Annotated in this window: 9 protein-coding genes, 1 rRNA gene and 1 pseudogene; 6 read left to right on the top strand and 5 right to left on the bottom strand. The window is 70.3% G+C overall.

Going from position 1 to position 12,209, the window contains the following annotated elements:
* The 4 genes from LJ657_RS33835 to mtnA form a co-directional block, all read right to left on the bottom strand.
* Complete coding sequence (locus tag LJ657_RS33835) at positions 1–1,830, bottom strand: LpqB family beta-propeller domain-containing protein (protein ID WP_232652731.1); 1,830 nt, start codon at positions 1,828–1,830, stop codon at positions 1–3.
* A complete protein-coding gene (gene mtrB, locus LJ657_RS33830) occupies positions 1,820–3,877 on the bottom strand; it encodes an MtrAB system histidine kinase MtrB (protein WP_232652730.1) in 2,058 nt (685 codons plus the stop codon). The genes LJ657_RS33835 and mtrB overlap by 11 nt, the downstream gene beginning before the upstream one ends.
* A 1-nt stretch (position 3,878) precedes the next feature.
* The gene (mtrA, locus tag LJ657_RS33825) at positions 3,879–4,568 is read right to left on the bottom strand and encodes a two-component system response regulator MtrA (RefSeq protein WP_016438163.1); all 690 of its coding nucleotides are present in this window, start codon (positions 4,566–4,568) and stop codon (positions 3,879–3,881) included.
* A 514-nt stretch (positions 4,569–5,082) separates the two neighbouring features.
* Positions 5,083–6,231 (bottom strand): S-methyl-5-thioribose-1-phosphate isomerase, encoded by a 1,149-nt coding sequence (mtnA, locus tag LJ657_RS33820; protein ID WP_232652729.1) that lies wholly within the window; start codon positions 6,229–6,231, stop codon positions 5,083–5,085.
* Between the two features lie 589 nt (positions 6,232–6,820).
* Between mtnA and LJ657_RS49130 the strand changes: the two are divergent.
* The 6 genes and pseudogenes from LJ657_RS49130 to LJ657_RS33795 all read left to right on the top strand — a co-directional run.
* Positions 6,821–7,012: pseudogene (locus LJ657_RS49130) on the top strand (hypothetical protein); the annotation flags it as partial.
* On the top strand, positions 6,981–7,733 hold the full coding sequence (locus LJ657_RS49400; RefSeq protein WP_443735571.1) for a DUF7847 domain-containing protein: 753 nt from the start codon (positions 6,981–6,983) through the stop codon (positions 7,731–7,733). The pseudogene LJ657_RS49130 and the gene LJ657_RS49400, both read left to right, overlap by 32 nt.
* Before the next feature lie 4 nt (positions 7,734–7,737).
* Positions 7,738–8,523, top strand: coding sequence for a DUF4129 domain-containing protein (locus LJ657_RS33810; RefSeq protein ID WP_232652727.1), 786 nt, complete (start codon positions 7,738–7,740; stop codon positions 8,521–8,523).
* Entirely contained in the window at positions 8,520–9,716 is a 1,197-nt protein-coding gene (locus tag LJ657_RS33805; RefSeq protein WP_232652726.1) for a DUF4350 domain-containing protein, read from the top strand. The genes LJ657_RS33810 and LJ657_RS33805 overlap by 4 nt, the downstream gene beginning before the upstream one ends.
* On the top strand, positions 9,716–10,705 hold the full coding sequence (locus tag LJ657_RS33800; RefSeq protein WP_232652725.1) for an AAA family ATPase: 990 nt from the start codon (positions 9,716–9,718) through the stop codon (positions 10,703–10,705). Before LJ657_RS33805 ends, LJ657_RS33800 begins: the two co-directional genes overlap by 1 nt.
* Positions 10,705–12,015, top strand: a complete 1,311-nt coding sequence (locus tag LJ657_RS33795) for a DUF58 domain-containing protein (RefSeq protein WP_232652724.1) — start codon at positions 10,705–10,707, stop codon at positions 12,013–12,015. Before LJ657_RS33800 ends, LJ657_RS33795 begins: the two co-directional genes overlap by 1 nt.
* A 92-nt stretch (positions 12,016–12,107) precedes the next feature.
* On the opposite strand, the gene rrf is transcribed toward LJ657_RS33795, so the two are convergent.
* Positions 12,108–12,209: ribosomal RNA gene (gene rrf / locus LJ657_RS33790) — 5S ribosomal RNA — on the bottom strand; the annotation flags it as partial.

Here is a 12,209-nt window from a genome sequence, read left to right as displayed (position 1 = left end):
TCACCCCGGATAAACCGGCGCCACCCCGTCCGTCACCTTCTGCCACTGGCCCCCGGTCGGCAGTCGTACGATCCCGTCCTCCGAGTACGCCACCAGTGGCAGCCGGTCGGACTCGGCCGCGGTGATCTCCTTGATGCCGGACAGGGCCGCGGGTGCCGGTCCCTCCGGTGTGGAGCCGTCGACCTGCGCGTACCGCATGGTCTGCAGTCCGTCCTGTTCACGCCCGACCACCACGAGCCGGCTGTCCCCGGCCCACGACATGGCCGTGACGTCCCCCAACTCCGGTGTCGCGGTGTGCAGTCCGAGCACCGAAACAGTCGGCCGGTCCTCCCCGGCCTCCTGCTGCCGCTCGATCCGTCCGATGAGCACGGAGCTCTTGTTGCCCTTCGCCACCACGAGCGCTATGCGCACCCCGTCGGCGGCCACCCGGACGTCCTGGATACGGCCGTCCAGCTCCGGGATCTTCACCACGAGCGGCTCGCCCTTGCCCTGTTCCAGCAGGAGCAGCCGGGCGTTGCCGGGGTCGCGGTCGGCCAGCCAGAGGTCGCCGTACACATCCCAGCTGGGCGCCGTCAGCCGGTCCGGTTCCGACTTGCCGCGGCTGGTCAGCACGGGGCCACCGAGCGAACCGCCCGACACCAGCGACGCGACGTACAGCTCCTTGCCGTCGTCGGCGACCGCGGCAGCTTTGTCCTCGTCGCGCGACACGGCGACCGAGCGCAGTTCCTTGTCGCCCTCACCTAGTGCCCCGGCCACCGGTTCGGCCTTGGTGCTGCTGTTGTTGCCGGTGCCTATCCGTACGAGCCGGTTCTTGCTGTCGATGAAGTACAGGTAGCCGGGTTGCTGCACCGAGCCGCGCACCGCGGCGGCTTCGGCCTCGCGGAGCGAGCACAGCCGCGAGTTGCCGGACTGCAGCTCGACCTGGTCCACCGCCGGGGTGAGGTCCTGAAGCGTGAACAGAAGCTGGGCGGCCATCTCGTTGCACTGGGCCTGACCGACCCGGCGGGCCTTCTCGTTCAGTGGCACGGTCAGCTTGTTCTGGTCGTCGGGCGTCAGCGTGGTGACGCCGTCCTTCAACGCCGTACCCGTGGGGAAAGTCGTCCGCACCACGTGATCGAGCCAGCTCGTGGGCCCGTTGAGGAGCGAGCGGACCATCTGCGTCATGGGGTCAACGCGTCGGCGCACGTACACGGGATCGGCGACGGCCGCCGGCTGCGCTGTCGCCCCGGCCGCGGCGTTCGAGGCGAAGTAGTACTTGTTGACAGACATGTAGTTGCGCTGGAAGTCCGACTTACCCATGACGACGCCCTGCGGGAGCCTGTCGATGCGCCACTGCTTGGTCTTCTTGTCGCGTGTGAGATGCATCGGCGCGTCGTAGGGCCCGCCGGCGGGCGAGTACGCCTGCTGCTCGTCCACCTGCGCGACCTTCGTGCCGGTCAGTGTGAACGAGAGGTCGTCGCCGCCTTCCCGGCCGCCCAGGCGGTTGGCGTCGATGCCGGGTCCGTCGGCGAGGACCGTACTGGACAGCCCCGGCTTCCATGCCTGTGACGCCGCGTTGGTCAGGTATTGCCGCGCCGTCGAATAGTTGGGATCGTCGCTGGTCAACGCCTCGAGGAAACCGGAGACGATGTCCGAGGGCTGGGCGTCGGCCTGGGGCGGCATGGCGAAGACCCGCACCTGGGTGTCCTGTCGCGGTGTGGAGTCGACGCCGCGCAGGTCTCCGCTGTCGGGCATCGAGGCGCATCCCGCCAGCAGCACGACGCCACAGGCGGCGTACGCCGCCGCGCGTATCGGTCTGCGCCCGGCGCTCCCTTCGCGGTCAGCGCCCACGAAATGCCTCCCCTTGCTTCTTCGACTCCTCCGGCACGGTGTCCGGGCGGCTCGAGGCCTCGGCCCCGTCCTCGCCGGGTGTCTCGTTCTGTCGTCTCGCTCCGGAAGCCGGCCGGGGCACCACGCGCGCGCCGTTCCCGGGCAGTGCCGTGGGGTCGGCTGTGGGGGCCCCGCCGGCCAGCCTTGAGGCCAGGGGCGGTATCTGGTCCGCGACCGGCTGCACGGGCACGGTGGCGGCCTTGTCCCCGCCCCCGCGCGGCAGCCCGGCGTCGTTGAGGCCTCGGTTGCGCCGTGAGTCCTTGGGCTCCAGGGGTATCGGCGAGCCCCGTAGCGGCTCGTCCGCGGTCCGCGGCAGTGTCAGCCGGAACTGCGAGCCGCCGCCTGGTTCGCCCCAGGCCTGCAGCCAGCCGCCGTGCAGCCGCGCGTCCTCCAGGGCGATGGACAGCCCAAGGCCCGTACCGCCGGTGGTACGCGCGCGTGCCGGGTCCGCTCGCCAGAAGCGGCTGAACACGCGCGTGGCCTCACCGGGTTTGAGCCCGACGCCGTAGTCGCGCACCGCGACGGCGACCGCTCCGCCGGCTGCGGCGAGCTTGACGACGACGTCTTTGCCCTCGCCGTGCTCCACGGCGTTGACGACGAGGTTGCGCAGCACTCGCTCCAGGCGCCGGGCGTCCGCCTCGGCGACGACGGGCTGCTGGTCGCCCAGCACGCGTATGTGTGTGCCCTTGCGCTCGGCGAGCGGCTCGGCACCGCTGACGACGCGCCGTACGACCTCTCTGAGGTCTATCGGCTCCGCCTCCAGGGCCGCCGCGCCCGCGTCGAACCGGCTGATCTCCAGCAGGTCGGCGAGCAGCGACTCGAACCGGTCCAGCTGATCGGCCAGCAGCTCCGCCGACCGCGCGGTGACCGGGTCGAAGTCCTCCCGCGCCTCGTGGATGACGTCCGCGGCCATCCGGACGGTCGTCAGCGGTGTCCGCAACTCGTGCGAGACGTCCGAGACGAACCGCCGCTGCATCCGCGACAGGTCCTCCAGTTGCTGGATCTTCAACTGCAGGTTCTGCGCCATCTTGTTGAAGGCCTCGCCGAGGCGCGCGATGTCGTCCTCGCCGGTGACCTTCATACGTTCCTGCAGGCGCCCGGCGGACAACCGCTCGGCGATCCCGGCGGCCATCCGCACGGGTGTGACGACCTGCCGCACCACCAGCCAGGCGATGGCCCCGAGCAGTACGACGACGAAGAGCCCTGCGGTCGCCAGCGTGCCCTTGACCAGGCTCAGTGACTTCTCCTCCTGGGTGAGCGGGAAGAGGTAGTACAGCTGGTACGGGTCACCGTTGGGGTCGTTGACCTGCTTGCCGATGACGAGTGCCGGCTGCGACTCGTTGTTGTTGTAGTAGAAGATGCGGGTGTAGCTCTGGGCGGCGGTCGTGTCGCCGTTGATCCGCGCGCGCAGGTCCTCGGGCACGCTGGCCGACGGATCGACGTACCCGGAAGCACGCGGCCCGCGCCCGCCGCCGCTGTTGTCGTCACCCGCGGGCAGTGTCACCACGTCGAAGGCGCCCTGGCCACCACTGGACAGGGACTCCACGAGGTCGCTCATCCACGAGGTGAGGTTCTGCGACTGCCGCGCGTCCCCCGCCGTGCCGTCGTCGCTGGTCCCGGCCGCTGCTTCGTCGGCCTTCTGCTTGGCCACCGCGAACCCCCCGGTGGCCTGACTCTGCGAGGCCTTCACCTTGGCGTCCAGCAGCCCGTTGCGCACCTGCCCGATGACGACGAATCCGAGCAGCAGCACCACGCCCAAAGACATCAGCAGGGTGGTGGCGACGACCTTGAGCTGGATGTTCCGCCGCCACAGCCGCATGACGGGCAACAACGGCCGCCGGACCCAGCGCATGAACAAACGGAGCACCGGGCTGCCCTGGACTCCGCCCTGCAGCAGCCCGCCCTCCAGCAGGCGGCCCCAGCGGGCCCCCGCCGTCTTCCGGCCGACAGGCCGCACCGCGCCGGCCCTGTCCGGCCCCGGCGCCGAAGCGGCACTGTCACCGGACATGTCAGCTGGGCCCTGCCTTGTAGCCGACGCCCCTGACGGTCACCACGATCTCCGGCCGCTCCGGGTCCTTCTCGACCTTGGAGCGCAGCCGCTGTACGTGAACATTCACAAGCCGGGTGTCCGCAGCATGCCGGTATCCCCACACCTGTTCGAGCAGCACCTCACGCGTGAACACCTGCCACGGCTTCCGCGCCAGTGCCACCAGCAGGTCGAATTCCAGCGGCGTCAGCGCGATCGACTGCCCCTCCCGCTTCACGGAGTGACCGGCCACATCGATGACCAGGTCACCTATGGCCAGTTGTTCCGGCGCCGGCTCCTCCGACCTCCGCAGCCTCGCCCGGATCCGGGCGACCAGTTCCTTGGGCTTGAACGGCTTCACGATGTAGTCGTCGGCGCCCGACTCCAGCCCGACCACCACGTCGACGGTGTCGCTCTTGGCTGTGAGCATCACGATCGGCACACCCGACTCCGCCCTGATCAGGCGGCACACTTCGATGCCGTCCCGCCCGGGCAGCATCAGGTCGAGCAGCACCAGGTCCGGTTTGCTCTCACGGAATGCGGCCAGCGCCTTGTCGCCGTCGGCCACGAAAGACGGCTCAAAACCTTCACCACGCAGCACGATGCCGAGCATCTCGGCCAGTGCCGTGTCGTCGTCGACGACAAGGACTCGTCCCTTCATAAACGACATCATCCCATTCTCATAACGGTGGTGAAGGTGCAGGTGAGCAGCGTCACTGGCCCGTGACGATAGTCGTACTCGACCGTCACTGTCTGCCCCTGTCCCGCGACGTCGATGTCAGACACGGATGTCAGCTACCCAGGGTAGGCGGAGCCTGACCATACGGTCGGCCCAGGGCGCTCTCGCCCGAGCGAAGGTGACCTGCTGCCGTGCTGGATCTGAAGAGCGGTTTCCCGAAAGGCATGCCTGCCCACGTCGCTCACCTGGCCGCCCCGCACGTCGCACATCCCGGGCCGAGGCCCCCCTCCCTCGGCGGCAAGCTCCTCAGCCGACTGAGGAGCTTGGGCTTTGAGACCGGCCGCCCACTTCCAGCCCGTCGTCTGCGATCGCTGCCAGACATAGCAGCAGCTCGGGATGGTCCGAGGCACTGGCATGTGAGAACGGACCGCTCCACCCAGCCCGGCCCCGCGGGCTGATGACCGCAGGCAGCGGACCCGTTCGCATCGATCGAGCCGACATCACCCCATTAGCTGATCGTCACCTCGCGCGACCTGGCACAGAGCTCTGCAAGAACCTCAGCCGTCACGGGCGAAACGGCACCCTCTTCCGTGACGATCGCGGTCACCAGCTCGGGCGGCGTCACATCGAACGCCGGGTTGTACGCCTGGGTACCCAGCGGTGCCACCGCAATCCCGCCTCCTGCCTCCGCTCCCGCCACCGGCACCTGAGGTGCCGCTACCTCGGTCACCTCGTGGCCGGGCCGCTGCTCGACCTCGATGGACGCCCCATCGGGGGTGTCCAGGTCCACTGTCGTCACCGGTGCCACCACGATGAACGGCACATGGTGGTACCGCGCGAGCACCGCGAGCGGATAGCTCCCGATCTTGTTGGCCACCGAACCGTCGGCAGCAATGCGGTCCGCCCCGATCAGCACCGCGTCCACCTCGCCGGCCGCGAAGAGCGACCCCGCCGCGCTGTCGGTGAGCAGGGTGTACGCCATGCCGCTGCGCGCCGCCTCATAAGCGGTCAGACGAGCGCCCTGCAGCAATGGACGCGTCTCGTCCACCCACAGCCGCCGCAGCTTCCCTGCGCGGTGCGCCGCGAGCGCCACCGCGAAGGCAGTCCCCTCCCCGCCCGACACCAGCGACCCGGTGTTGCAGTGGGTGAGGATCCGGTGCCCGCCACCGGGCAGCAGCTCGTCCAGGAGCGCCAGCCCGCACTCGGCCATACGGGCACTGGCCTCGGCGTCCTCCTTGTGCAGTCGACGTGCGGCGGCAAGCGCCGCCACCGCAGCCTGTCCGGCGTCGCCGCTACTGGCGAACTCGGCTCGGTAGGCGGCCTGGGCCCTGCGCACACCGACAGCGAGGTTCACCGCAGTGGGTCGGGCGCCCGCCAGCGCGGAAGCGGCCTCGTCCACGTCGAAGCCGCGCGCGGCGGCGAGCGCGACACCGTACGCTCCCGCGATGCCGAGCAGCGGCGCCCCGCGCACGGCCAACGACCGGATCGCCTCCACCAGTGCGGGCGCGTCCGTGCAAACTCGCTCGACCTCCTCGGCCGGCAACCTCGTCTGGTCGAGCAGCACCAGTACGGGGCCTTCGGGTGGCTCCTCCCAGCGGATCGCCGGTATCTCGGTCGGCCTGCTGTCTTCGCCGGATTGCGCGTACTGATCAGCCATGCGATCAGTCTGCCCCGTATCCGGCGGACAATTGAAGGTGTGCAGCCCATACCGCGGCCGGTACCTCGGCAACCACCCCATGGCACGATGTCTGCCAACCTGCCGCCGCGACCGCGGACGGGCACCGTGAAGGAGCGACGATGAAAGACACTCCGGGCTGGGCCTCGCCCGGATCTGCCCCGTCCGACGGGCAGGAGCCCGGCGCGTCCGGGCCTGCCGACCCCACTGACCGGCCCAGCCCCACGGAGCCCGCGGACCAGCCCGGTCCCGGCCCGCAGGGCGCTGCTGACCCGCAGAGCGCCGGCTCTCAGTGGTCCGAGCAGCAGCCGCCACCCGGCCAGTGGTCCGCGCCCACCGGGCCCGCGGGCTCCGGCCCGCCCGCGCCGTCGCCCCCGCCACCAAGCCCCGGCTGGGGCGCCCCGCCGCCCCCCGGCGCAGGCGGCCACGGTCCCGGCGGCTTCCGGGCCTACGGCACCCCCGGACACCCCGCATGGGGTGGCGGCTGGGGCGGCCCTCCTCCCGCCGCCAAACCGGGCGTCATTCCGCTCCGCCCGCTCGGCGTGGGCGAGATCCTCGACGGCGCCGTCTCCACCATGCGCACCTACTGGCGCACGGTGCTGGGCATCTCCCTGACCGTCGCGGTCGTTACCGAGATCCTCGTCATCCTGCTCCAGGGCCTGGTGCTGAACGACACCAGTACCGCGGCCCTCGACGATCCGAGCTCCTCCCCGGGCGAACTGACCCGCGCCATGGGCGAGGCCATGCTCAGCTCCGGTGCGGTCCTCCTGATCTCTCTGATCGCCACGGTCGCCGCGACCGCTCTGCTCACCACCGTCACGAGCCGTGCGGTCCTCGGCCGCCCCGTGACCACCGGCGAGGCCTGGCGCGACGCCCGCCCTCAGGTCGTGAAGCTGTTCGGCCTGATCCTGCTGCTGCCCCTCATCGCCGCCGCCGTCGTCTTCGCGGGCGCACTGCCCGGCATCCTCGTGGCCGTCTTCGGGAACGCCGACGGCGGTGTCGCACTCGCCGTCCTGGGCGGCATCGCCGCCGGCGTCGTCGCCCTGTGGCTGATGATCCGCTTCTCCCTGGCGTCGCCCGCACTGATGCTGGAGAAACAGGGCGTCGTGAAGTCCATGAGCCGATCCGTGAAGCTCGTCCGAGGCTCTTGGTGGCGTGTCTTCGGCATCCAGTTGCTCGCCGGAATCATCGCGAACATCATCTCGGCGATCGTCGTCATCCCCTTCACGTTCCTCGCCGCAGCACTCGGCGGCGAGGGCGTCGTCGGCTTCCTCAACGGTGAAGGCAGCAATCTTGGCTGGACCTTCCTCATCATCAGCGGGGTCGGCTCGGTGATCGGCTCCATGATCACGTTCCCGATCAACGCCGGCGTCACCGTGCTCCTCTACATCGACCAGCGCATCCGCCGCGAAGCCCTCGATCTCGAACTGGCCCGCGCTGCCGGTGTCCAGGGCTACGGCACCGACGCCGGCTCGGGGGGCTGATGCGGTGAGCATGACGGGGGGAGTTCTCATAGCGGTGCCCACAGCCCTGCCGCGCGCCGCAGCGTCGGCCGTACGGGCGCTGCTGCGTGCCGGGAACACATCCGTCCTGTCGCTGGCGCACTCCGGCGACGAACCGCCGGTGACGATCCCGCGGGATCCCGCACGTGAGGCAGCCCGTCGCGAGCTGTCGAAACGCATGTACCACGAGAACGACCCCAGCCTGTTCCAGCGCGCCCTGAACGCCTTCTGGGACTGGGTCGACAAGTTGTTCGGCTCGGCCGCGGCCGCCACGCCCGGAGGCACACTCGGCCTGGTCGTCGTCATCGTGACCGTCCTCTCGTTGCTGGGCGCGCTGTGGTGGCGGCTGGGCACACCACGGCGTGAACCCGCTTCGTCTGCCGTCCTGTTCGACGATCGTCCCCGCAGCGCCGCCGAACATCGCACCGCCGCCGACGCACACGCCGCCCAAGGCCACTGGAACCAAGCCGTCCAGGAACGCATGCGCGGCATCGTCCGCTCCCTCGAGGAACGAGCACTCCTCGACATCCGCCCCGGCCGCACCGCGGACGAGGCAACCGCAGAAGCAGGCCACGCACTGCCCGACCACGGAGCCCGGCTGCACGCCGCTGCCCGGGACTTCGACGACGTGACATACGGCGGCCGAAGGGCGAGCGAGCAGTCGTACCACCGCATGGCCGAACTCGACCGCGATCTCGAACGCACCAAGCCCCAGCTCGCGAGCAGCGGCCCCAGCACGGCCCACAACGCCCGCCAGGGAGCCGCCGGATGACAGCCGAGGCCACGCTTCCGTCCACCTCGGCCTCGCCCACGGCACGCCAAGTGTGGACCCGCGCACGAGGCATCGCGCTCGCCGTCGTGCTCCTTCTGACGGCGGCCGTCGTGATCGCCGTGATCCGCTCCGACACGCGGCACGGCGAACTCGACCCACGCTCGGTCGACCCCTACGGCAGCCGCGCCGTCGCCGACCTCCTCGCCGACCGCGGCGTGTCCACACGTGTAGTCACCACTCTGGACGAGGCGCGCGCCGCAGCCGCCCCGAACAGCACACTCCTGGTCGCCCTCCCCGACCTGTTGACGCGCCATCAACAGACGCGGCTGCACTCCGCGATCGCCCGCTCCGGTGGCCGCACCGTCCTCATCGCCCCGGGCAGCTCGGCCGTCGAGAAGCTTGCCCCCGGCGTCACCGCGGACCCCGCCACCAGCTTCGACTCGACGCTCTCCCCCGACTGTCAACTGCCCGCCGCCCGCCGAGCGGGCACCGCAGACACGGGCGGCATCCGCTACACCACCACACGCCTCGGCGCCGACGAGTGCTACCGCAGCGAGCGCCTGGCCACTCTTCTGCGCATTCCGGAGACCCCCGGAGACGGCGACACCGTCGTCCTCGGCGCGCCCGACATCCTCTTCAACGACCACCTCGACAAGGAGGGCAACGCCTCGCTCGCCCTCCAACTCCTCGGCTCCCGCCCCCATCTGGTCTGGTACCTCCCCTCGCTCTCCGACAACTCCGCCACCGACACCGGCGGCGAAAAGGGCTTCTTCGACCTGCTCCCCTCCGGCTGGCTCTGGGGCACACTGCAACTCTTCGTCGCGGCAGCCCTCGCCGCCCTCTGGCGGGCACGCCGAATGGGCCCCCTCGTGCCCGAAAAACTTCCCGTGGCGATCCGCGCCTCCGAAACCGTCGAAGGCCGCGCCCGCCTCTACCGCAAGGCGAACGCCCGCGACCGCGCGGCCGCCGCTCTTCGTTCCACCACCCGCATCCGCCTCGCCCCCCTCGTAGGCCTCCCCGCCGCCCAGGCGCACGCGCCCGAAGCCCTGCTCCCCGTCCTCTCCGCCCATCTCCGCGGCGACGGACAGGCTCTGCACTCACTCCTCTTCGGCCCGCCACCCAGCGACGACACGGCCCTCGTCGCCCTCGCCGACCAACTCGACGCCCTCGAAAGAGAGGTACGCCGTCCATGATGGACCCGACCACTGACAACGCCAGGCACACCGGGGACCCGGGCAAAGCCCGAGCTTCCCTGGAAGCTTTGCGCGCCGAGATCGCCAAAGCCGTGGTCGGCCAGGACCCCGCCGTGACCGGCCTCGTCGTCGCCCTCCTCTGCCGCGGACATGTACTACTTGAAGGAGTCCCCGGAGTCGCCAAAACGTTGCTCGTACGCGCCCTCGCCTCCGCACTCGAACTCGACACGAAGCGCGTCCAGTTCACCCCCGACCTGATGCCGAGCGACGTCACGGGCTCCCTGGTCTACGACAGTCGCACCGCCGAGTTCTCGTTCCAGCCCGGCCCTGTCTTCACCAACCTCCTTCTCGCCGACGAGATCAACCGCACGCCCCCGAAGACCCAGTCGTCCCTCCTCGAGGCCATGGAGGAACGCCAGGTCACGGTCGACGGCACCCCGCGCCCGCTCCCCGACCCCTTCCTGGTCGCCGCAACCCAGAACCCGGTCGAGTACGAGGGCACATACCCCCTCCCCGAAGCCCAACTGGACCGCTTCCTCCTCAAACTGACGGTCCCTCTGCCCTCCCGCCAGGACGAGATCGACGTTCTCACCCGCCACGCCGAGGGCTTCAATCCGCGCGACCTGCGCGCCGCCGGCGTACGCCCCGTGGCAGGCCAGGAAGACTTGGAGGCCGCCCGAGCCGCGGTCGCCAAGACGGCCATCTCCCCGGAAATCACCGCCTACGTGGTGGACATCTGCCGGGCCACCCGCGAGTCACCGTCCCTGGCCCTGGGCGCCTCCCCACGGGGCGCCACTGCCCTCCTCGCCACCTCGCGCGCATGGGCATGGCTCACGGGCCGCGACTACGTCATCCCCGACGACGTCAAGGCCCTGGCCCTCCCCACCCTTCGCCATCGCGTGCAACTCCGCCCCGAGGCAGAGATGGAAGGCGTCACGGCCGACTCCGTCATCAACGCGATCCTCACCCACGTCCCCGTCCCCCGCTGATGGCCCTCACCGGACGCGCCGCGCTCCTCGCGGCCCTCGGCTCCCTCCCCGTCGGTATCTGGGACCCCAGCTGGACAGGCATCCTCGCCGTGAACGCTCCTCTGGCTCTGGCCTGTGCCTGCGACTTCGCCCTCGCAGCGCCGGTACGGCGCCTCGGCCTGACCCGCTCCGGCGACACGTCCGTACGCCTGGGCGAGACCGCCGACGTGGCCCTCACCGTCACCAATCCATCGCGCCGTCTCCTCCGGGCCCGCCTGCGTGACGCCTGGCCCCCCAGCAGCTGGCAGCCCGGCACCGAAGTAGCGGCTTCGCGCCACCACCTGACCGTGCCTGCCGGCGAGCGCCGCCGCGCCACCACCCGTCTACGCCCCAGCCGCCGCGGCGACCGCCACGCAGACCGAGTGACCATCCGCTCCTACGGCCCCCTCGGTCTGTTCTCGCGCCAAGGCAGCCACCAGGTCCCCTGGACAGTACGCGTCCTGCCGCCCTTCACCAGCCGCAAGCACCTGCCCTCGAAACTCGGCCGCCTCCGCGAGCTCGACGGCCGCACCAGCGTGCTCACCCGCGGCGAAGGGACGGAATTCGACAGCCTGCGCGAGTACGTGCCGGGCGACGACACTCGCTCCATCGACTGGCGCGCCACGGCCCGTCAGTCCACAGTCGCCGTGCGCACGTGGCGTCCCGAACGCGACCGCCGCATCCTGATCGTCCTGGACACAGGCCGCACCTCAGCGGGACGCGTGGGTGACGCCCCACGCCTCGACGCCTCGTTGGACGCAGCCCTGCTCCTGGCAGCACTCGCTTCACGCGCCGGCGACCGGGTGGACCTGCTCGCCTACGACCGCCGGGTCCGCGCCCTCGTTCAGGGCCGCACCGCACGCGACGTCCTCCCGGCCCTGGTCAACGCGATGGCCACGCTCGAACCCGAACTGGTCGAACTCGATGCCCGCGGCCTAACCGCGACCGCACTCCGCACAGCCCCGCGCCGCTCACTCATCGTGCTGCTCACGAGCCTCGACGCGGCGCCTGTGGAGGAAGGCCTGCTTCCCGTACTCTCCCAACTCACCCAGCGCCACACAGTTCTGATGGCATCGGTAGCGGACCCATACATCGCCCGTATGGCGAACGCCCGTGGAAACACCGAGGCTGTCTACGACGCTGCAGCCGCCGCCCAGGCCCAAAGTGAACGCCACCGCACCGCGGAGCAGCTCCGCCGATCCGGAGTCACGGTCGTCGACGAAACTCCGGATGAACTGGCGCCAGCCCTGGCAGATGCGTATCTGGCACTGAAGGCGGCGGGACGTCTGTAACAGGAGGGGCCTTATGAAAGGCCCCGAGACCTAAGTCCTGAAATGCAGAAAACCCCCGTACCGATAACGGTACGGGGGTTTTCTCAATTTTTGTTCGGCGGCGTCCTACTCTCCCACAGGGTCCCCCCTGCAGTACCATCGGCGCTGTAAGGCTTAGCTTCCGGGTTCGGAATGTAACCGGGCGTTTCCCTCAC

The sequence above is a fragment of the Streptomyces guryensis genome, assembly GCF_021261325.1.
Classification (GTDB): domain Bacteria; phylum Actinomycetota; class Actinomycetes; order Streptomycetales; family Streptomycetaceae; genus Streptomyces; species Streptomyces guryensis.
Note: the sequence above shows the minus strand (reverse complement) of the source record. Positions and strands in the feature narration are given on the sequence as shown.